This window comes from Pseudomonas sivasensis (assembly GCF_013778505.1).
GTDB lineage: Bacteria > Pseudomonadota > Gammaproteobacteria > Pseudomonadales > Pseudomonadaceae > Aquipseudomonas > Aquipseudomonas sivasensis.
On sequence record NZ_JAAOWU010000004.1, the window covers coordinates 39,886 to 61,282 of the forward strand.

Sequence of the window (21,397 nt, forward strand, 5' to 3'; positions counted from 1 at the left end):
GCCGGCTAGTCTTCAGGTAGATGGCAGATATCCAGGTCCTGATACTTCATCATCTGCTGGGTCAGCCGCTCCATCACCTCGTTGATCGCCTGCCTGCGCGGCGCGCGCAGGCCTTCCATTTGTGCAAGGTATTCGCCATCGGTGAGGTTCTGACTGTTCTCGAAGAGCGCCTGCTGTTGACTGTCAAACGGCTCGGCAGCGCGCCTGAACGTCTCGGGAAACTGCTGTTTGAGATGGGCCTTCCAGAACGAGAGTTGGGCAATAAACCGCAAAAATACCGGCGACAGCTCGGCAATGAGGACTTGCTCATGCGCTCGCTCCAGGTTCTCGCTGGTCAAGTCAGCCAATGACCCGTAGCGCATGTGTTTGGGTTGCCCCGGCAACTGCAGGATCTTCGCCAAACCGACCCGATACGCCAGGCTGACCTCCAGCGGGTCTTCGCTGGCATGTTCGGCGGCGTAAGTGGCCGCAATCTTTTCCAGCTCACTGAGGCGAAACAAGCCGCGCCCCAGGGTCAGCAGCACCCCGGAGTTGCCTTGCCCACGGCCAGCCTGGCGCGTGGCGTTCGCCACGGCCTTGAGCACTTCGACCTGGCTGAAAATCTCTGTCGCGCCATCGACACAGTTCGCCGGATGGGCCACCAGTTGAAACACCTGCTCGCGTAACTCGACGCTGTCATGGGTCGCCTGCAGGACCTCCCAGACACGCCGGGTCATGTCCTCACGCACGTAACGGCTGTCGGCGGCGCCGGAGAGTTGCGCCAACAACGTCATCAGCGGCACCGATTCCGGATCGTCGCGCAGGTTGGCCCAGATCGCCCGCTTGCCGGCATCGGCGGCCGCTACCTCGTCCGGCAGCCAGGTCCGCCTGGCCTTCAACTCGGTGAAACGTGACTGATCGTCCTCCACATAGCCCATGCCAATGCCCACTGCATCGCGGTAGCGAATCAGCGCCGTCATTGTCGTCGAGGACAACGGGTTGCCACCCAGATTGATCGCCTGGCTGTACCTGCGTGTCGACGCAAACAACCAGTCGGGCAATACCGTGATCCAGTTGCTGCGCAGGTCGACCTGTTCCAGATGGGCCAGGCGTGCGATCCCGACGGGCAGGTCCACCAGCCTGGCGTCCTGCAGTAACAGGGTTTGCAAATCGCGCATGTTACTCACGTCCAGATGCGCCTCGATGGGGTTGTGGCTCAGGTCCAACAAACGCAGCGTGTGCATATCAGCCAGTTTTCGCTGGGTATACGTCGTCAGCGCCAGTTGATTGTGGGGCAAGGACAAACTGTTCAGTTCGGGCATCCGCGAGAGGTATTCCGGGAGCCGGCTCAGGCGGTTGCGGTCCAGGTTGAGGCGCCGCAGCCCCTTGAAGCACTTGAGGAAATACGCCACATCATCGCCCAGACGCATGTTTTTCAGGGACAGTTGCCGAACATGGTCAAAGCGGATTTCGGGGGGCAGGTTCGGCAATGCGCCCACGCGCATGCCATCCAATGTCAGCCCCTGCACGGGCACTTGTTGATCGTCGAGGACAAAGCTCTGGCGGCGCCAGCAGGCTTCAATCCGCTCGGCCACTTGCTGGCGGCTCTCGCGGACATCCCCCATGCCCGGCTGCGCCGCCAGGTCGCCGACGTTGCTCTTCCAGTGTTTGAGGACCGTGCGCAGGCGTTCCAGGTCAGCCTGCAGACGGGCAACGGCCTTGGCTTGGGCCAGGGCATCGGTCCCCAGGCTGCGCAGCAACTCTGCTGCCTGTACGTCACTGAACAGCGGATAGATTTTGCGCACCTTGCGCACCAGAGGCGAAGCGAGCGGCAGCGGGCTGGTCGGAGAGTCCGCCATGCGGCAGGAGACCTCCTGTTCCAGTGGCTCGCCAGCCTTGTCGGAAAACGCTTCGCCCGCCACCACACGCTCGCTCTGCGCGCGGGCCGCCACCCTGCGGCGCAGCCTCCATCCACCTTCGCTCGGGTTCAGCGGGAGTTCCAGGGCGCTGCGCTGGGTGTCCGAGAGCGTTTGTATAATCGCCTCGAACAGGCCGTCGGAACCGGCCTTGGTCGGCCCCATACTGACGCCGTTGGCGTCGAACGGCGCAAAGCCCGCCGCAGAACTGACCACCACTCGACGTACGCTCGCGCCCTCCCTCGCGCCCAGGGCCAACAGTGACCCGGTGGGCGAATCCTGGCGCAATTCCAGTTGCAACGCGCTATCCCAACCTTCGACGCGCGGCAGCATGCGCACCGCCACACACTGGGTGTCGAGACCGGCCAACTCCGGCTGCTCGAAACCGGCCAAAGCACGATCCAGGCGCTGAGTCTCCGCGCTCAAGCGCACCGCTTCTGCCAGGGCCATTGGCACCCGCTCATTGTCGCGCAGGGCTTGACGCTCAACGGAGGATGCTTGGGCCATCAGCTCGCGCATCACGCGGGTGGGCAGTCGCGGGCAGGCCTGACGCAGCGGCGCCCACTCCTCGGGCACTGGCCCGTCGTAGGCCTGATACAACTGTTCAAAAAACGGTCTTCGATCAGCCTTGAGCTGTGCGAGCAATTGACGCGCCAACGCTGCGTGCTCCTCATTGGCAGACACGCCTTCACCCAACAGTCCGACCTTTTGTTGCGTATCCAGGCCTGACAGCAACACGTCAAACACCCGCCCTTCACCCACGGCCTGCTCGCTGAGGCGCAATGCCTGAGCGGCCTCAAACGGGCCGGCGGCGGGATAACGCGCCGTGACGCCACCTTGAGCATCCAGCACCTCGAAATAACGACCTTGGGGCCAACCCGGCAGCAGCGGCAACGCGTGCATTTGCGCGGTCGCACTTTGCCCATTGCGGTACCCCCCGCGTTCCAACAGCCAGACCAGGTCGCGAATCGACTGCTCCAACCGGAAACGCTCATACAGATCACGAAAGCGCGCCGCAAAGGGCAGGCATTCCTGCGCCAGGTGATACCCCCAGCGGTGGGGCTTGTCGATGATGTCGTTAACCAGCCTCAGCTTGCGCGAGTCCAATGCGGGGTGACGACTGCTCGGCTCCAGGCGGGAAAACAAATAGTCCTGGTCTTCCCACTCTTCTGGATCTTCGAATGAAAAACGCCAGGCCCCCTCACCGTTGTGCAACATCACCGGACGATAGGCCGTTTGCCGCGTACGGTGGCTGGCCCGCCACAGTCCCTGCTGCGGCTCATAGGTCACCTGATGCAGGTTGTCGCCGACTTTGACGTATGAGCGAGCGCCCACCTGGTAGAGGCCTTGCGCGTCGGCAGCCACGTCGTCGATCAGGTGATGATCGTGGGAATACTGTCCGATGTCAGGCCGCCACAACCGTGGCTGCCCATCCCTCGAACGCACCGCTTCCAACGTTTTAAAGTAACCGGCATAGCTTTGTCGGGTGCGCTTGAAGACCTTGCCCACCACCTTGGCCCCCGCGGCGAACAACACCATTGACGTGATGTCCTGCGCCACGGCCACCAACTGTCCGAGCGCCTCCTCCTTGTCGCCACGGCGCCAGTCCTCGATACCGTCGTACACCTCGCCGAGCATCTGTCCCACCGCCACGCTGGTCATCAACAGGCCCAATGCCGGGACTATAAAACCAGCAAGGTTGAGCAACGTCAGCCCGGCGTCCAGATACTCTTGCAGACGCTGTTTGCGCACCTGCTCGTCGACATCCACCACCGGGACCGCCAGGGTGCGGGCGTCGATTTGCAGTTTGCCCGCATAGGTCGCAAAAAAGTGCTGCGCCAGGCTAGTGGTGATGGCCCTGGCCTCCAACACGCCCAAGGTACGGTGCTGGTCAAAACGGCTGAAAAAACCGACTCGGTCTATTTCGCCCAGGTAACGCGCGAAGAACGTGCGGTAGGTGCTGACTTCCAGCTTCAAGTCCAGGTAGACCTTGAAATCGTTGAGCGATGGGTACTCAAAAAACGGTCGCCCCGGCTCATTGGGCATGTACACCACACAGGGCTCCTGCGGGTAATCGGCAATTGGCCAGCCGGAAAACACCAGCACGCTCCACAGGCAGCAATCCAGCGCATTCAAGCCCTGCCAGATAACCTGGCGCCCTTGAAACAACAGGCCCCTGGCCTGCTCAGGATCCATCTTCCGATCCAGCAGTGTGCATAACAGGTCATAGGTCTCGCGGGTGATATCGCCACGCATGCAGGCAATGTGCGCGTCGATTTTCACATCCAGGGTTTTCATCCAACCGATGTCGAGCGCTACACCATTGAGGTAGGCGTCATCGCCCGGCGCGCCAGCGTCAAGGTTGAACACGTCACTGATGTGCTGCTGATACAAGCCGCCTACATCAAGGTCGCGACAGCCCTTGGCAAATGCCTGCACGGAGACGGGGATCACCCCACGTGAGGCTGAGCCGAATTGCAGCCGCGACTGCTGTGGAAAATGCGCCTCTTGCGTCTCGTCCTCGGTAAAGTTCTGCAGGGCCATGTGCAGCAGGGTCTGCTGTTCCAGCTTGATGGTCCTGACATAATCCAGCGGCAGGACTTCTTTCTGGTATTCATAGAAGGCCCGCACGAACAGGTCCTTCTGCGGTTCAATCGTGACCTGCCAGTGCTTCTGGCAGTAAGCCTTCAATTGCGCACTGCAAAACTCATCCAGGGAGCGTAATGGGAGCAAGCGTCCGGCGACTGCGGCCCTGGCCTCATCAATCTGCGCCGCGTCCCGTTCCAGTGCCTCCAGTACACCTTTGGGGGCGTTTATCATCCAGCCCGGCAGGCGCTTTTGCAGGACCTCGGCCTTGGGCAGGTCGCTGGTGATTTCCAGTAGCGCGGCTTGCAACTGGCGCTGCGTCAATTGGGTGCATGTCTTGGTCAAATCATCCTGGTCCGGCATCTGCAATATCCCTTATTGCCCATTAATCAGTCATTCACCATACCCCGACGCAAGCCTTTGAATTTACGCAGATAGTTGATCGTTACCCGGACCAATTCGGGCATTTTTTGCATGCAAGTATCAGCGGGCTACCACCCCCGCCCAGCGCGGATCGGTCGCCACCGCCACGATCGGCTAGAATGGCCGCCTTGCCTTTGCCGAGTTGCCCATGAACCCCGTATCGCCACATGCCCAACTTGACTGGGACGACCAGGGACGCCCGCGTTCGCGGGTCTTCGACGACGTGTACTTCTCCGATCAGTCGGGCCTGGACGAAACCCGTTATGTGTTCCTTGAACAGAACCACCTGCAACAGCGCTTTGCCGCGCTTCCCGTGGGCGGACGATTGGTGATTGGCGAGACCGGCTTTGGTACCGGGTTGAATTTCCTGTGTGCCTGGCAGTTGTTTGATCAGCACGCCGTGTCCGGCGCCCGCCTGCACTTTGTCAGCGTGGAGAAGTACCCCCTGAGCCACGCCGACCTGCAACGTGCTCTGGCCCTGTGGCCAGAACTCAAGCCCTGGGCCGAGCAGTTGCTGGCGCAGTATGTCGCCATCCACCAGGGCTTCCAGCGTCTGGTGCTGGACAATGGCCGCGTCACCCTGACCCTGTTGATCGGTGATGCTCTGGAGCAGCTACCGCAACTGGATGCGCAGATCGACGCGTGGTTTCTCGACGGTTTCGCCCCGGCGAAAAACCCCGACATGTGGACCGCCGAGCTGTTTGCCGAGCTGGCACGCCTGGCCGCGCCGGGTTCGACCATCAGCACCTTCACCAGCACCGGCTGGGTGCGGCGCCTGATCAACGCCGCCGGGTTCAAGATGAAGCGCACGCCGGGGATTGGCCACAAGTGGGAAATCCTGCGCGGCGAGTTCCTTGGCTGGCCGGCGGAGACACCCGCGCCGGCTGCCATCAAACCCTGGTTCGCGCGACCACCTGCATTTAACGGCGAGCGCCGCGCCCTGGTGATCGGCGGCGGCCTCGCCGGTTGCGCCAGCGCGGCCAGCCTGGCGGCGCGCGGCTGGCAGGTCAGCCTGCTGGAACGCCACGCCGGCTTGGCCGAAGAGGCATCGGGCAACCCGCAAGGCGTGCTGTACCTCAAGCTATCGGCCCACGGCACAGCGTTGTCGCAGATGATCGTCAGTGGCTTCGGCCACACCCGGCGCCTGTTGGAGCAGTTGCAACGCGGGGTGGATTGGGACGGCTGCGGCGTGCTGCAACTGGCCTTCAATGCCAAGGAAGCCGAACGCCAGGCGCAATTGGCGCAGGCGTTTGCTCCGGACCTGCTGCATCTGCTGGACAAGGATCAGGCCCAGGTCCGGGCCGGCATCGCGTTGCAAACCGGCGGGCTGTTTTTCCCTGAAGGTGGCTGGGTGCATCCGCCCGCACTGTGCCAGTGGCAAGCCACACAACCGGGTGTTGAGTTGCTGGCCCATCGTGACGTACTGCAACTGCGCAAAGTCGACGACCACTGGCAGGCCTGGGACGGTGAAACCCTGCTGGCCAGCGCGCCGGTGGTGGTGCTGGCGGGCGCCGCCGACGTCACGCGGTTTGCCGCCTGTGCGGAGCTGCCACTCAAACGCATCCGCGGGCAGATCACACGCCTGCCGCAAACCGCCGCCAGCGCAGCGCTGAGCAGCGTGGTGTGCGCCGAAGGCTACGTGGCACCGGCTCGCCTGGGCGAACATACCCTGGGCGCCAGCTTTGATTTCAAAAGCCAGGACCTCACGCCCACCGCCGCCGAGCACGCGGGCAACCTGGCGCTGCTGCACGAGATCTCCCCAGACCTGGTTCAGCGCCTGCACGCCGACGCCCTCCCGGCCGAGGACCTTGAGGGTCGCGCCGCCTTCCGCTGCACCAGCCCCGACTACCTGCCGATTGTCGGCCCGCTGGCAGACAGCGCGACGTTCGCCGACACCTACGCCGCGCTGCGCAAGGACGCCCGCCACGTGCCGCAGGCGCCGTGCCCGTGGCTCGACGGCCTGTACGTCAACAGCGGCCACGGTTCGCGCGGGTTGATTACCGCACCGCTATGCGGCGAGCTGCTCGCCGCCTGGCTGCACGACGAACCGCTGCCACTGCCGCGCAGCGTGGCCGAGGCGTGTCACCCCAATCGCTTCGCGGTGCGCGCGCTGGTGCGCAGCAACGTGAACACGCCCGCGCGCTGATCGCCGCCGCTACAGCGGCGCCAGCGTGCACACCGGGCTCGCGTCCTCCGATTGCAGCGCCTCGCGGGTCAGGCGCTCCAGTTCGGTCCTTTCGGCTTGTTGCTGCTCGCGCAGGATTTCGTCCATGCGGTCGCGGTACTCGCCGTCGGCCAGGCTGGTGCTGCGCTCAAACACGTCGAGCATGCGCTGGTCGAACGGCTCGTTCATGCTTTCGAACGCGTGCTCGAAAGAGCGTTTGAGGTAACGCACCCAGAACGGCAGATCCATCAGAAAGCTCAGCAGTTCAGGCGACAGTTCGTCGGCCTTGACCTGCACCTCCGCCGAGTTCAATGCCTGTGGCGTGACCCCGGCCAGGCGCGAAAACCGCATATGGCGCGGTTGCCCCGGCAAATAAAACCGATCAACCAGCCCGGTCCGGTACGCGAGGCTGACTTCCAGCGGGTCCGTGCCGGGGTGCTGCGCACTGTGCACGCGGGCCATGCGTTCAAGGCGGTCCAACCGAAACAGGCCACGGCCCAGGCGCAACAGCCATTTGGAATCGAGGATGCCGTTTTCCACCTGTTGCGAGGCCTCGTGGATTTCCACGATCACTTCCAGGTCGCTGAAACTCACCGCGGCGGCGTCGTCGCAATTCAATGGGGTGGCGGCGCGCTCGAAGATCTCCGCGCGCAAGCGCGTGTCGTCACCGGCGGCCTGCAGCACGCGCCAGACCCTGCGCGTCATGTCTTCACGCACATTCATGGAGTCCGCCGTGCCACCCAGCTCCGAGAGCAGCTTGAACAGGCCATCCGAACGCGGTTCATCCCTGAGGCCCTGCCAGGTGGAGATGCTGCGCGAATCGCGCGGCAAGCGCTCGTTCAGCCACAATTCGCGGGCTTTCTGCTCGTTGAGGCGGGTGATGTCGTCTTCCAGGTAGCCCATGCCCACGCCGACACTGTTGCGATACTTGAGCAGCAGTTCACGGCTGCGCTGGCCCAGGGGGTTGTGTCGCAGGTTAATGACTTCGCCCACCCTCCGAGGGGCAGTGAACAGCCAGTCGGGCAACGCCACGATATCGTTCTCACGCAGATCGACATGTTCCAGGTAGGGAATCCCCAGCAGCCCGCCCGGCATCTCCTTCAACCGGCAATTGCGCAGCGCGAGGGTGCGCAGCTCTAACATCCGGTTAATCGGCGGCGGGTCCACCAGAGGGTTGTTGTTCAGATTGAGCAGCCTGAGGTTCTTGAGGTTGCCGAGTTTGGCGTGGGTATGTTCGGTCAATTGCAGGCGGTTGTTATCCAGGTACAACACCTGGAGTTGGGGCATGTGCGACAGCACTTCGGGCAAGCGCGTGATTTGGTTGCCGGTGAGTTCCACAGTTCGAGCCTGCTTGAAGTGCTTGAGGAAATACGCCACCTCGTCGCCCAGCTCCATGTGGTTCAACGACACCCACTGGACATGATCAAAGTTGGCCCCGGGCGGCAAGGTAGGCAACGTGCCCAATGCCATGCCATCGAGCATCAGGCCGGGCACCCGCACGCCAATGACGCCTTCGGGCAACATTGAAGCGTACTGCCAGCTGCGCTCAATCGCCTGCAAGGCTTGCAGACGACTGAGACGATAGTCCGCCGAGGTGTACGCCGAAGTCGATTCGACCCGCTCACTGGCCCAGACTTTCAAGGTGCGATGCAGGTGTTCAAATTGCACTTCCAAGGCTTTGACCGCCTGGGCGCGGGACAGGTGATCAGTGCCCAGCCCTTGCAGGAATGTCGCGATGCGCGAATCGTCGAACAACGGGTAGAGCCTGCGGACCCGGCGCACTAGAGCGGAGGGAAATTCAGGCGGCTCCGTCCCTAGGGCCTGGACGCAGGACGCCGGCAGCTCGCTGGGCACTGCCCGCTCGGGCCAGACAAGCCGCGTGACCGGCTTGCGCGCCTTCTGCGCTTGGGCAATCACGCGAAAACGCAACTGGCTGGGGGTCTGCACATCCATATCCAACAAGTCGCGGGCAGGCACGGCATCGCAAATGGCGTGGTAAAGACCTTCGCGGCCCTGACTCATGGGACCCAGCGGCGCACCCTGAGCATCAAATGCGCGGTAGTTTTCACCGACCTTGACCAGCGTGCGCCGAGTCTCGGCGGCATCACTTCCCGCCTCGGCCAGCGGCCGCCCCACCAGGCTGGCGTCGCGCAGTTGCAGGCGCAGCGTCGCCGGCCAGCGTTCCAGGCTCGGGACCAGGCCGAAGACCACGCGCAGCGTCGCTTCGTTGGCGAGCTCGGGCAGATACAAGCCCAACAACGCCTGATCTTCGGTCAGCGTGTCCAGTGTCTGGCGCGCCTGCTGGGCCACTCGCAGCGGCACCCGCCCGGTCTGGCGCAGATGCAAGCGATCGGCCGCCGAGGCCTGGTCCATGATTTCCCACGCCAAGCGCCGTGGCAGCTGGGGGAAATGGCCCTTGAGCAAACCATGATCGGTCTGATCGATGACCTCGCCATACTGGTACAGCGCTTCGTAAATGTGGCGGTGGCTGTAAGCGAGGGCCGCCAACAAGCGCTGCTTCATCACGTCCTGCTCTGCGCCAGCCTCTACCGCGCCACCCAACAGAAACGCCTTGTCGTCCTTGTCGAACGCGGCCAGCGCCGTCGACATTATTTCGCCGGCCCTCATCTGTTGCTCGGTAATGTGAATACTCATGTCTTCGTAGTCGAACGGCGCCGTGTCGGGGTAGCGCTCGATCAGGTTGCCGTCCTTGTCCAGCACCTCGAAAAACCGCCCCTGGGGCCAGCCCTTCATGAGCGGTAGAGCCAGTAACTGCGCTTGGGCGGTAGCGCGGTCGAGCGGCGCATCGTGCTCCATCTGCCAGCGCAGATCGCGGACTTTCTGGTTCTGCCGGAAGCGCACCACGCAGTCACGAAAACGCTCCGACAGTGTGCGGTTTTGCCGAACCAGTTGCTGCAAGTGCGCAAGCCGGGTGTCAGTGATGGCCGTGATGTCTTGCAAGTGCCCAGTCGGCAGCGCCTCAAGACTTGGGTCGAGGCGCTGCAAAATATAGTCGGGATCGTCCCACGGCTGCGCGTGCTCAAACGTGAACTGCCAACCGCCTTGGTGGTTATGCCGCAGCAAGGGTCGATAGGCATCGGCACGCTTCGGATGCCGGGCGCGCCAGGCACCAAACTGGTCATCGTAGGCAACGGAATAGAACCCGCCGTCGACCTTCACAAAGGATTGGCCATAGGCCTGATACACACCTTTGGCATTCGCCGGAACGCCTTTGAGCTCCAGCGACTGACGGTATGGCGTCTTGTTGTTGCGCCACAGGCGCACGCGGTCGTCCGCGAGCTTGACGGCTTCCATCTGGTCAAAAAACTCCGGGGAGTTTTTCAGTGCGCGCCGAGCCGCGCCCACCACCTTGGCTCCCGCGGCAAACAGCGCCATGGAGGCAATGTTCTGCGCGACGTTGATCAGGTGCTCAAGGGCCTGGGCGTTGTCATGGTGCGACCAGTCCTCGACGCCCTCGAACACCTCGCCCAGCAACTGCCCCACCGCCACCCCCATCATCAGTTGCCCCAGCACCGGCACCACCAGCCCGGCGAGGTTAAGCAAGGTCAAACCGGCATCCAGATAATTCTGTAGACGCTGTTGGCGCGCGTCCTCGTCGACCTGCGCGACCGGCACCGCCAGTACGACTGCATCCAGTTGCAGCTTGCCGACGCAGCTGTTGAAAAAGAACTCGGTCAGGTTGCCGGTGGCTGGCAAGAGCGCCATCGGCTCCAGGGATTTATTGCGATCAAACTGCTCGAAAAAACTGAAGCGCTCCGACTCGTCCAAGTAGCGCGTAAAGCTGTTGCGATAGCTCGTCACTTGCAGTTTCAGGGTCAGGTAGGTGGTGAAGTCCTGCCACGTCGGGTATTCGAACACGGGCCGCACCGGTTCGTTGGGCATATACACCACCACCGGACCCACGAGTGCGTTGCCGGGCGAATCGCCGCGAAACACCAGCGCGTTCCAGATGCACGCATTGCGAATGTTCAGGCCGTGCCATACCAGCGGGCGCCCATCGAACAATAAATGGCTGAGCTCGCTGGCCGGCCTGGCGCTGCTGATCACCTGCAACAGCAGGCGGTAGGTCGACTCGCTGATGTCACCTTTGGCACAGGCGATGTGCAGGTCGACGTTCATGTCACTGCAACGGGATTGGCCGATGTCCTCGACCGCCGGGTTGTAGCCGCGTCCAAGCGCCACCACGCCCTCACCCGGCTGCGGCAGATTGAACACATTGCGCAGGTAAGCCTGATAGGCCCCGCCCAGGTCGAGTTCGCGGCAGTAACCGGCAAACTCATGGGCCTTGAGGCCCTTCAGCACCTGGCGCCGGGGCCCGAACCGAATCTGCGCAGTGCGTGGCAGCCCATCGGGTTCGGCGCGTTCCTGCGGGAAATTCTGCATCGCCGCCTGCAACAGACTGTGTTGCTCAACGTGCGCGGTGCTGATCACCAAACCGCCCAGATCAGGGCTGACGCCGCTGATCGTGCGCCGGGGGATTTCCAGCAGGTCGTACTCGACGTCCAGATAGCTGAAGCCCTCGCCGGCCAGAAAGGTCTTGAGCCGCTCCCTGCAAAAGGCATCGAGCGGCGTCAGTTTCTTCAGTAGCCGGGCCGCGCGTTCACGGGCACGGCGGCCTTGGCTGTAGCTTTCGTCGATGGCGCTGAGCAATTCCGGCGAGGTCTTGAGCATCCAGGTCGGCAGGGTGTCGTGCAGCACCTGGGCCTTGTCCAGGTCGCCGCTCAGATCCAGGAGTGCGCCCAGCAATTGATCCTGGGTCAAAGGCTCGGTGGCTTGAGCCAGGGTTTGGGGGTGTGTCATCGGCAAGCGTCCTTGAGTTAGCGAATGAGGACTGCCGACACTAAACCGGCGATGTCGGACAAAAGCGGTATAAAAACCCCGCTTGCTGCGCTGCGGTTTTGCGTAGGCGCCTGGCTGATGCGCGACCTACGGCCTTTTGCCTTATAACAGATTGATCTAAAACTCCGCCGATGCACCCCGGTCAGTTTCTGGGTACCCGCCATTTGTGCGCGGTGACCTTTTCTCTCCCCAACGGAAAAACCGGTAAGGAATTTATGTGCGGATTAGCTGGCGAGTTACGTTTCGATCACCAACCTGCCGACCTGGCAGCGGTGGAGCGAATCACCCATCACTTGGCGCCACGCGGCCCTGACGCGTGGGGCTTCCATGCCCAAGGGCCGATTGCCCTGGGCCATCGACGCCTGAAAATCATGGACCTGTCGGACGGCTCCGCCCAACCGATGGTCGACGCCCAATTGGGCCTGTCCCTGGCGTTCAACGGCGCGATTTATAACTTTCCGGAATTGCGTGAAGAGCTGGAAGCCCTTGGCTACGCCTTCTATTCCGGTGGTGACACCGAAGTGCTGCTCAAGGGTTACCACGCCTGGGGCGAAGCGCTGTTGCCCAAGCTCAATGGCATGTTCGCCTTCGCCATCTGGGAACGCGACGCCCAGCGCCTGTTCATCGCCCGTGACCGTCTCGGCGTAAAACCCCTGTACCTGTCGCGCACCGGTCAGCGCCTGCGCTTTGCCTCGGCATTGCCGGCGCTGCTCAAGGGCGGCGATATCAACCCGATCCTCGATCCGGTAGCGCTCAATCACTACCTGAACTTCCACGCCGTGGTGCCGGCGCCGCGCACCTTGCTGGCAGGCATCGAAAAACTGCCGCCAGCGAGCTGGATGCGCATCGACGCCAATGGCAACACCGAACAGAAAACCTGGTGGACGCTGCCATACGGTCCCCATGAGGACGAGAAAAACCTCACGCTGGAAGACTGGACCAACCGCGTACTCGACAGCACCCGCGAAGCCGTGGCGATCCGTCAACGTGCTGCCGTGGATGTCGGCGTATTGCTCTCCGGCGGTGTGGATTCAAGCATGCTCGTTGGCCTGCTGCGCGAAGTCGGCGTGCAGGATCTGTCCACCTTCTCCATCGGTTTTGAAGACGCCGGTGGCGAGGCAGGCAACGAGTTCCAATACTCCGACCTGATCGCCAAGCACTACGGCACCCGTCATCACCAATTGCGCATCGCCGAAAGCGAGATCATCGATCAACTCCCAGCCGCCTTCCGCGCCATGAGTGAACCGATGGTCAGCCACGACTGTATCGCCTTCTACCTGCTATCGCGGGAAGTGGCCAAGCATTGCAAAGTGGTGCAGAGCGGCCAGGGCGCCGACGAACTGTTCGCCGGTTACCACTGGTACCCGCACGTCGACGGCGCCAGCGACCCGTATGCCGCCTACCGCGAGGCGTTCTTCGACCGCAGCTACGACGACTATGCAGCCACCGTCGCGCCCAAATGGCTGACCGCCAACGACGCCGCCGGCGACTTCGTACGCGAACATTTCGCCATGCCCGGCGCCGATGCGGCAGTGGACAAGGCTTTGCGCCTGGACAGCACGGTGATGCTGGTGGACGACCCGGTCAAACGCGTCGACAACATGACCATGGCCTGGGGCCTCGAAGCTCGCACGCCGTTCCTGGATTACCGACTGGTGGAACTGTCGGCACGCGTGCCGGGCAAGTTCAAGTTGCCCGACGGCGGCAAGCAAGTGCTCAAAGAGGCGGCACGCCGGGTGATTCCGAGCGAAGTCATCGACCGCAAGAAAGGTTACTTCCCGGTGCCCGGCCTCAAGCATTTGCAAGGCGACACCCTCAACTGGGTGCGTGAATTGCTGCTGGACCCGAGCCAGGATCGCGGCCTGTTCAACCCGGCCATGCTTGACCGCTTGCTGACCGACCCCCAAGGCCAATTGACCCCGTTGCGCGGCTCCAAGCTGTGGCAATTGGCAGCGCTGAACCTGTGGCTCAGCGAACAAGGAATCTGATTGATGAAACCCCACGCAGCGGCTTACAGCCAACGCTTGCTGAAGGGCCAGGCGCCAACCTACGAGCGCCTGCAAGCCCGACTCGCCGAAGATGGCAGCCCGCTGGCCGCCGAGCCCATTGCCGTGCATTGCGGCTGGGGCCGGCTATTGATCGGCCATACGTTTCCGGACCCGGCGAGCCTGGCGGGGGAACTGCTCAACGAACAACCCGGCGAACGCGACATCGCGCTGTATGTGGCCGCGCCGCAGCAGATCCTCGGGATTGATCCGCAGCAGTTGTTCCTCGATCCCTCGGACACTTTGCGCCTGTGGTTCACTGACTACCGCCCCGCCGCCCGGGTGTTTCGCGGCTTTCGTATTCGCCGCGTGCAGACCGAGGCCGACTGGTTGGCGGTCAACCAGTTGTACCAGTGCCGTGGCATGTTGCCGGTTGACGCCGAGCGCCTGACGCCGCGCCATCAAGGCGGCCCGGTGTACTGGCTGGCCGAGGACGAAGACAGCGGCGCAGTGATCGGCAGCGTGATGGGCCTTAACCATCAAAAGGCTTTTCACGACCCGGAAAACGGCTGCAGCCTGTGGTGCCTGGCGGTCGACCCGCAGTGCACGCGCCCCGGTGTGGGCGAGGTGTTGGTACGCCACTTGGTGGAACACTTTATGAGCCGGGGCCTGAGCTACCTCGACCTGTCGGTGCTGCACAACAACCGCCAGGCCAAGAGCCTCTATGCCAAGCTCGGGTTCCGCGCGCTGACCACCTTTGCGATCAAACGCAAGAACGGCATCAACCAGCCGCTGTTCCTCGGCCCTGGCCCGCAGGCGGGGTTCAATCCCTATGCGCGGATCATTGTTGAAGAAGCACACCGGCGCGGTATTGATGTGCAGGTGGATGACGCCGACGCCGGTTTGTTCACCCTCAGCCACGGCGGGCGGCGCGTGCGTTGTCGTGAGTCTTTGAGCGACCTGACCAGCGCGATCAGCATGACGTTGTGCCAGGACAAGAGCCTGACCCACAAGGCGCTTAAAGCCGCCGGTTTGAAGCTGCCGTCGCAACAATTAGCGGGCAGTGCTGATGACAATCTGGAATTCCTGGATGAACACCAGCGCATCGTCGTCAAGCCCCTGGATGGCGAGCAAGGCCAGGGCGTGGCGGTGGATCTGCACAGTATCGAAGAAGTGCAGCAGGCCATCGAGGCTGCGCGCCAATTTGACAGCCGCGTGCTGCTGGAAAGTTTTCATGAAGGGCTGGATTTGCGCATCCTGGTGATCGGTTTCGAGGTGGTCGCCGCCGCTATCCGCCGCCCTGCTGAAGTCACCGGTGACGGCCAGCACTCCATCGGCGCGCTGATTGAAGCGCAGAGCCGACGACGTCAAGCGGCGACCGACGGCGAGAGCAAAATCCCGCTGGACGCGGAAACCGAACGCACCCTGCACGCCGCCGGTTATGACTACAGCAGTGTCCTGCCCCGTGGCCAGACCCTCGCCGTGCGTCGCACCGCCAACCTGCACACCGGCGGTTGCCTGGAAGACGTCACCGCAATCCTGCACCCGACCCTGGTCGACGCCGCCGTGCGCGCCGCCCGTGCCCTCGACATTCCCATGGTCGGTCTGGACCTGATGGTGCCCGCTGCCGATCAACCTGAGTACGTGTTTATCGAAGCCAACGAGCGGGCCGGCTTGGCCAACCATGAACCGCAACCGACGGCAGAGAAGTTTGTGGACCTGTTATTTCCCCATAGCCAGCCGACGGCTCAATAACCCTGTGGTGAGCGGGCTTGCCGCGCGGGGCTGCGAACCAGCCCCAAAACCTGCCAATGAGTGTTGACTCGAAGCGCGCGTTGCCTGGACTAGGGGCTGCTTCGCAGCCCAGCGCGGGTCAAGCCCGCTCACCACAAAAAGCCCGCTCGCCACTACAGCCCCACGGGTTGCCCTTATTTCATCAGGAGTCTTTATGAGCCGAACCATCCCCGAACCGGATCTCAACTACCTGCAAAAAGTGCTGTTGGAAATGCTCGCCATTCCCAGCCCTACCGGCTTTACCGACACCATCGTGCGCTACGTCGCCGAGCGCCTCGAAGAGCTGGGTATCCCATTTGAAATGACCCGCCGCGGCACCATCCGCGCAACCCTCAAGGGCCAGAAAAACAGCCCCGACCGTGCTGTGTCGGCGCACTTGGACACCATTGGCGCCGCCGTGCGTGCGATCAAGGACAACGGCCGCCTGACCCTGGCGCCAGTAGGCTGCTGGTCCAGCCGTTTTGCCGAAGGCAGCCGCGTCAGCCTGTTCACCGACAACGGTGTGATTCGCGGCAGCGTGTTGCCGCTGATGGCCTCCGGGCATGCGTTCAACACCGCCGTGGATGAAATGCCGGTGAGCTGGGACCACGTAGAGCTGCGCCTGGATGCTTACTGCGCAACCCGCGCCGACTGCGACTCCCTGGGGATCAGCGTCGGTGACTACGTGGCCTTTGACCCGCTGCCCGAGTTCACCGAGAGCGGGCATATCAGCGCACGCCACCTGGACGATAAGGCGGGCGTCGCCGCCCTGCTCGCCGCGCTCAAGGCCATCGTCGACAGCGGCGAGCCGTTGCTGATCGACTGCCATCCGCTGTTCACCATCACCGAAGAAACCGGCAGCGGTGCGGCGGCAGCCCTGCCGTGGGATGTGAGTGAGTTTGTCGGCATCGACATCGCCCCGGTCGCCCCCGGCCAGCACTCCAGCGAACATGCGGTGAGTGTGGCGATGCAGGATTCCGGCGGGCCGTACGACTACCACCTGTCCCGTCACCTGCTGCGCCTTGCATCGGAAAATGACCTGCCAGTGCGCCGCGATCTGTTCCGTTATTACTTCAGCGATGCACACTCGGCGGTGACGGCCGGGCACGATATCCGTACAGCGCTGCTGGCGTTTGGTTGCGACGCGACCCACGGCTACGAGCGCACCCATATCGACAGCCTGGCGGCGCTGAGCCGCTTGCTCGGCGCGTACATCCTCAGCCCGCCGGTCTTTGCCAGCGACGCCCAGCCGGCCCAGGGTTCACTGGACCGCTTCAGTCATCAAATCGAGCATGAAACGCAGATGGAGAGCGACACGCGCGTGCCGTCGGTGGACAGTCTGGTGGGCAACAAGTCCTCAGGCGAGTAACAGCCACTGCTGGCAACCCGGGTCCCGGCACAGTAGCATCGCCGGGATTCTCTATCTGAGGCTTGTATGCTGATTCCCTACGACGCTCTTGAAGTCGACACCCTGACCCGCCTGATCGAAGACTTCGTGACCCGCGACGGCACCGACAATGGCGACGACACACCCCTGGAGACCCGCGTGCTGCGCGTGCGCCAAGCGCTGACCAAGGGCCAGGCCCTGATCGTGTTCGACCCGGAAAGCGAGCAATGCCAGTTGATGCTCAAGCACGATGTGCCCAAGCATCTGTTCGACTGAGGGTGTTCTAGGGGTTGGTGGCGGGTTGGGGTTGAGTGGCTTGGCGTTCGAGCATTTTCTGATGCACTTCGGCGCGGTGCACATTGATCCCCGCTGGTGCGGCGATGCCGAATTTCACTTGGTCGCCGTTCAGTTCCAGGATGCGCACGGTGATCTCATCACCGATGGAGATGATTTCGCCTACAGCGCGGCTTAAGACCAGCATGGCGTTTGTCCTTTTGGAGTGACAGGACCTCGACCATGCGCGCTGAAGGTTGATGCAGCAATGGCACGCAGCTAAATCAGGCAACACCTACACCAGTAGGTAATTTGCCTGACAGACCAACACCTGATTAGCCTTTAACAGCCTGTGCTTTGGCGCGCATCTTGTCGGCCATGGTAGTCATTTCGTCGTAGAGCAATTGCGGATTCTTCTGCTTCAACGCCCAGGCCATCCGGCCCTGCTCGTGGGGCAAGATCATGAATTCCCCTTCGGCGACACGCTGATAGATGTAATCGGCAATATCCGCCGCCGAGATCGGCGAACTCTCCAACAACTTGCCCACCTGGGCCTTCATCGCCGGCGTCGGCCCACGGAACGAGTCCAGCAGGTTGGTCTGGAAGAACGACGGGCATACCACATGCACGCCGACTTCCTGCTGCTTGAGCTCCACCAGCAGGCTTTCCGACAGCGCCACCACACCGGCCTTGGCTACGTTGTAGTTGCTCATGGCCGGCCCTTGCATCAGCGCGGCCATAGAGGCGATGTTGATGATGCGGCCCTTGCTCTTTTCCAGCAGCGGCAGGAACGCCTTGCAGCCTTTGACCACGCCCATCAGATTGATCGCAATCTGCCAGTCCCAATCCTCCAGGGACAGTTCGGCAAAGAAACCACCCGAGGCGACGCCAGCGTTATTGACGATCACATCGATGCCCCCCAGCTTCACTTCGCACGCCTGGGCAAACGCGGTGAGCTGGCTGTAGTCGCGCACGTCGCAACGTTGGGTAAAGCCATCGCCCCCGGCCTCGCGCACGAGCTTGAGGGTTTCCTGCAAGCCTGGCTCGCTGACATCCGACAAGGCCAATTGCCAACCCTCGCGGGCCCAGCGCAGAGCGATTTCACGACCCAGGCCGGACCCGGCGCCAGTGATCATCATGCGATTTTGCATAGGAAGCTGCCTTGTGGTTCACAGAAGAAGTGATCGGCAGTGTAGCGAAGGTTTTTCCTGCACCCACGCACCATCAGATTGATGAATGCCCCAGGCAAACCGTGGGCCGGGTCGGATGCCTGCGCACAGCCTAAGTTCAATCTTTTTCAACTAATACGACGCACCTGCGAGCGCATTAAAAGAAATAAGCGTGTTTGCAAAATGCTTTAAAAAAACACGGAATTTTATGCGAAGCGCAGGAGTCGGAGTTGTTAAGGCGTTCGTAATTAAACCTGCGGTCGTAACGTTAAATCATCAGTCCTTGCACAAGGCCTATAAGGAAATAAAACCATGAGCCTCATTCTAATCATCATCCTGATTCTGCTGCTGGTCGGTGGTCTGCCAGTCTTCCCGCACTCCCGCAACTGGGGCTATGGCCCGTCGGGTATCCTGGGTGTTGTTCTGGTTGTCCTGCTGGTGTTGTTGTTGCTCGGCCGGATATAAAAACCGCATAAAAAAAGAGGCCTGAAAAGGCCTCTTTTTTATTGCCGGTTAATTAGTCCGGCTTGCCGTCAACTACGCCGGCGGTGTTATCCAACAGGCTCTTGGTGGCCGTCTGCAGGAAAGACTCAAGTTTCTGCTTCAACGCAGCCTCGTCCGGCGATTCAGGAATCACCTTACCGGTCGGGTTAGCGCCCAGTTCGTATTCCCACAACTTCGGTGGCATCTCCTTGGGCAAAACAAGGATGCGGTCTGCGGTGACCAAGGCCACGGTCTGGTCGCTGCCCGAAGGCTTGATCACGCCAAAGCCTTTGTCGCCTTCCGGCAGGTTCAGCAGATCACGACCCCAGCATTGGTGCAGGGTGTCGCCACCGAGGCGGCCCATAATGGTCGGCACGATGTCGATCTGGGTGCCCACGGTGTGGTCACGCTCGCCGAACTTCTCCTGCATGCCCGGTGCAATCATCAGCATCGGCACGTTGAAGCGGCCCAAGTCCATCTCGGTGATCTGCTGTTCGTTGCCGAAGCCGTGGTCGCCCACGATTACAAACAGGGTTTCCTTGAAGTACGGCTCCTTGCGGGCCTTTTCAAAGAACTGGCCCAGGGCCCAGTCGGAGTAACGCATGGCCGTCAAATGCTCGTTGAGGCTGCCACGGTCAGTGACTTTCTCGACGGGCAATGGCGTCGGCAATGCGTACGGCGTGTGGTTGGACAGGGTTTGCAGCAGTGCGTAGAACGGCTTGCCGCCTTCGCGGGCTTTCAACTCTTGCAGGCCACGGTTGAACATGTCCTGGTCGGACACGCCCCACGTCGGATCAGAGAACACAGGGTCGACGAAGTCGTTGCGGCCAATGAAGTTGGTCATGCCCTGGTTGCTGAAGAAGCCCGACTGGTTGTCCCAGGCGAAGTCGCCGTTGTAGACATACACGTCGTCAAACTGACGCGCGCTGAGCAACTGCGGCAGGCCCGACAGCTTGTGGCTGCCTTCCGGGGTCTGCATCAGGTATTCAAAGCCTGGCAGGTTCGGGAAGCAGGCCATGGTGGCGAACATACCCTGGTGGGTGTGAGTGCCGTTGGAGAAGAAGCGGTCGAACAGCAGGCCTTCCTTGGACAGTTTGTCGAAGGACGGCGTGATGTTGCCCGGACGGCCCAATGCGCCTACCGAGTGACCGGCGAAGCTTTCCATCAGGATGACCACGACGTTCTTGATCGGCAGGGTCTTTTCGGCCGGCGGCATGTAGTCACGGCGCACGGCGGCGGTGTCGGTATCGACCAGTTTCTCTTGGGGCAATACCAGCATGTCGCGCACGGTCTGGGTCGCCAACGGCTGATCCAGAGTGGCCTTCCAGATATTGGCGCGGTCCTCACCGAACCGAGCCTTGGCCGCCGCGATCAGCGACAAGGTGCCATTGAGGCCCAACTGGTTGGCGAAGTTGGAATCGGTGGTGTACACGTCGCCCCAGCGCAGCGGCGGGCCCTGACGCAGAGTGCCACGGGCGGCAACCACAGCGATCAGCAGGCAGACCACGAACACCGCGATGCGGCTGTACCACGGCGCGACCTGGCGGGTGCCGATACTGCCACCGCTGAATGGGCCGCGTGGGCGCGTCGCGCGATCAGCGCCTTTGAAGGCGATGCTCAGGATCAGCGTGCCTACGGCCCAGGCCAGCAGGTAGCGCACCACCGGAAAACCGTACCAGAGCATGCTCATCACGGTTTTCGGGTCTTCCTTCACGTACTGGAAAACCAGGCCGTTGAGGCGCTGGTGGAACTCGCGGTAGAAGTCCATCTCCATCAAGCCCAGGAACAGGGCGATGCTGGACGCAATCGTCAGCCAGAAACGGAAGAACCCACGCGCGGCCATGGCCCGTACGCTGAACAGTGCCAGCAGCAGCGGGATCAGCAGATACACCACCAGGCGTATGTCAAAACGCAGGCCGTTGGCGAACGCTTCCAGGAAGGTCGAGGCCGGGGTGTCGAGGATCATCTCGCGGTTGTACACCAGCAGCGCCAGGCGCAGCAGGGAGAACATCACCATCATGACCAGTGCGCAGAGCAGCGTGTATGCCAGATGGGATTTGACGGTCGGTTGCAGCAGGCGATTAGAAGCTCGCTGCTGACTCAGGGCGTCCGGGTTTGCCATGTCGTTTCAGGACCCATTGGAAGTTTAAGTGACGAAATATCGCGGTGGCGCGAATGGTGCCCGATCAATCACAGCAAGGCTATTAATTACTGAACGTGCACCGCTGCACCGCCTTTAATAGCAGGCAGAAAAAGCCGGAGAATTGTCTTGGATGGGTTGTGAAAATTCTGTACAGCGAATATTTCGATACAAAAATCACAGGCATCCTGAAACGAAATGTGGGAGGGGACTGACTCCCGATCGCGATGTGTCAGTGCCAGATGACTGGCTGATACAC

At 62.0% G+C, this 21,397-nt stretch carries 11 protein-coding genes; 6 read left to right on the forward strand and 5 right to left on the reverse strand.

Going from position 1 to position 21,397, the window contains the following annotated elements; translation table 11 throughout:
• Positions 1 to 5: 5 nt before the first annotated feature.
• Positions 6 to 4,844, reverse strand: a complete 4,839-nt coding sequence (locus tag G9Q84_RS09225) for an NEL-type E3 ubiquitin ligase domain-containing protein (RefSeq protein ID WP_181643218.1) — start codon at positions 4,842 to 4,844, stop codon at positions 6 to 8.
• Between the two features lie 208 nt (positions 4,845 to 5,052).
• Here G9Q84_RS09225 and mnmC point away from each other — a divergent pair, with 208 nt between their 5' ends.
• The gene (mnmC, locus tag G9Q84_RS09230) at positions 5,053 to 7,050 is read left to right on the forward strand and encodes a bifunctional tRNA (5-methylaminomethyl-2-thiouridine)(34)-methyltransferase MnmC2/FAD-dependent 5-carboxymethylaminomethyl-2-thiouridine(34) oxidoreductase MnmC1 (protein ID WP_181643219.1); all 1,998 of its coding nucleotides are present in this window, start codon (positions 5,053 to 5,055) and stop codon (positions 7,048 to 7,050) included.
• Positions 7,051 to 7,059: 9 nt separating this feature from the next.
• Here mnmC and G9Q84_RS09235 read toward each other — a convergent pair whose 3' ends face one another.
• On the reverse strand, positions 7,060 to 11,889 hold the full coding sequence (locus G9Q84_RS09235; RefSeq protein WP_181643220.1) for an NEL-type E3 ubiquitin ligase domain-containing protein: 4,830 nt from the start codon (positions 11,887 to 11,889) through the stop codon (positions 7,060 to 7,062).
• A gap of 254 nt (positions 11,890 to 12,143) precedes the next feature.
• On the opposite strand from G9Q84_RS09235, the gene G9Q84_RS09240 reads away from it, so the two are divergent.
• The 4 genes from G9Q84_RS09240 (at position 12,144) to G9Q84_RS09255 (ending at position 17,349) form a co-directional block, all read left to right on the forward strand.
• Complete coding sequence (locus G9Q84_RS09240) at positions 12,144 to 13,916, forward strand: N-acetylglutaminylglutamine amidotransferase (RefSeq protein WP_181643221.1); 1,773 nt, start codon at positions 12,144 to 12,146, stop codon at positions 13,914 to 13,916.
• Between the two features lie 3 nt (positions 13,917 to 13,919).
• Positions 13,920 to 15,668 carry an N-acetylglutaminylglutamine synthetase gene (gene ngg, locus G9Q84_RS09245; RefSeq protein WP_181643222.1) on the forward strand — a complete coding sequence of 583 codons (1,749 nt, stop codon included), beginning with the start codon at positions 13,920 to 13,922 and terminating at the stop codon, positions 15,666 to 15,668.
• A gap of 193 nt (positions 15,669 to 15,861) precedes the next feature.
• Positions 15,862 to 17,055, forward strand: a complete 1,194-nt coding sequence (locus G9Q84_RS09250) for an osmoprotectant NAGGN system M42 family peptidase (RefSeq protein WP_032888060.1) — start codon at positions 15,862 to 15,864, stop codon at positions 17,053 to 17,055.
• 66 nt (positions 17,056 to 17,121) lie between these two features.
• Entirely contained in the window at positions 17,122 to 17,349 is a 228-nt protein-coding gene (locus tag G9Q84_RS09255) for a YheU family protein (RefSeq protein ID WP_003192759.1), read from the forward strand.
• A 7-nt stretch (positions 17,350 to 17,356) separates the two neighbouring features.
• On the opposite strand, the gene csrA is transcribed toward G9Q84_RS09255, so the two are convergent.
• Positions 17,357 to 17,554, reverse strand: a complete 198-nt coding sequence (gene csrA, locus G9Q84_RS09260; RefSeq protein ID WP_095185473.1) for a carbon storage regulator CsrA — start codon at positions 17,552 to 17,554, stop codon at positions 17,357 to 17,359.
• A gap of 127 nt (positions 17,555 to 17,681) precedes the next feature.
• Positions 17,682 to 18,497, reverse strand: coding sequence for an SDR family oxidoreductase (locus tag G9Q84_RS09265; protein WP_032888057.1), 816 nt, complete (start codon positions 18,495 to 18,497; stop codon positions 17,682 to 17,684).
• A 330-nt stretch (positions 18,498 to 18,827) separates the two neighbouring features.
• Here G9Q84_RS09265 and G9Q84_RS09270 point away from each other — a divergent pair, with 330 nt between their 5' ends.
• Positions 18,828 to 18,980 carry a DUF3309 family protein gene (locus G9Q84_RS09270; RefSeq protein ID WP_015885095.1) on the forward strand — a complete coding sequence of 51 codons (153 nt, stop codon included), beginning with the start codon at positions 18,828 to 18,830 and terminating at the stop codon, positions 18,978 to 18,980.
• A gap of 52 nt (positions 18,981 to 19,032) precedes the next feature.
• Here G9Q84_RS09270 and G9Q84_RS09275 read toward each other — a convergent pair whose 3' ends face one another.
• Positions 19,033 to 21,120, reverse strand: coding sequence for an LTA synthase family protein (locus tag G9Q84_RS09275; protein WP_032888055.1), 2,088 nt, complete (start codon positions 21,118 to 21,120; stop codon positions 19,033 to 19,035).
• Positions 21,121 to 21,397: the final 277 nt, after the last annotated feature.

What these genes read in the sequence shown, in the direction of transcription:
- G9Q84_RS09250 (WP_032888060.1), top strand. Translation starts at nt 15,862, where the DNA reads ATGAGCCGAACCATCCCCGAACCGGATCTCAACTACCTGCAAAAAGTG.
- mnmC (WP_181643219.1), top strand. Translation starts at nt 5,053, where the DNA reads ATGAACCCCGTATCGCCACATGCCCAACTTGACTGGGACGACCAGGGA.
- G9Q84_RS09225 (WP_181643218.1), bottom strand. Translation starts at nt 4,844, where the DNA reads ATGCCGGACCAGGATGATTTGACCAAGACATGCACCCAATTGACGCAG.
- G9Q84_RS09240 (WP_181643221.1), top strand. Translation starts at nt 12,144, where the DNA reads ATGTGCGGATTAGCTGGCGAGTTACGTTTCGATCACCAACCTGCCGAC.
- G9Q84_RS09275 (WP_032888055.1), bottom strand. Translation starts at nt 21,120, where the DNA reads ATGGCAAACCCGGACGCCCTGAGTCAGCAGCGAGCTTCTAATCGCCTG.
- G9Q84_RS09265 (WP_032888057.1), bottom strand. Translation starts at nt 18,497, where the DNA reads ATGCAAAATCGCATGATGATCACTGGCGCCGGGTCCGGCCTGGGTCGT.
- G9Q84_RS09255 (WP_003192759.1), top strand. Translation starts at nt 17,122, where the DNA reads ATGCTGATTCCCTACGACGCTCTTGAAGTCGACACCCTGACCCGCCTG.
- ngg (WP_181643222.1), top strand. Translation starts at nt 13,920, where the DNA reads ATGAAACCCCACGCAGCGGCTTACAGCCAACGCTTGCTGAAGGGCCAG.
- G9Q84_RS09235 (WP_181643220.1), bottom strand. Translation starts at nt 11,889, where the DNA reads ATGACACACCCCCAAACCCTGGCTCAAGCCACCGAGCCTTTGACCCAG.
- G9Q84_RS09270 (WP_015885095.1), top strand. Translation starts at nt 18,828, where the DNA reads ATGAGCCTCATTCTAATCATCATCCTGATTCTGCTGCTGGTCGGTGGT.
- csrA (WP_095185473.1), bottom strand. Translation starts at nt 17,554, where the DNA reads ATGCTGGTCTTAAGCCGCGCTGTAGGCGAAATCATCTCCATCGGTGAT.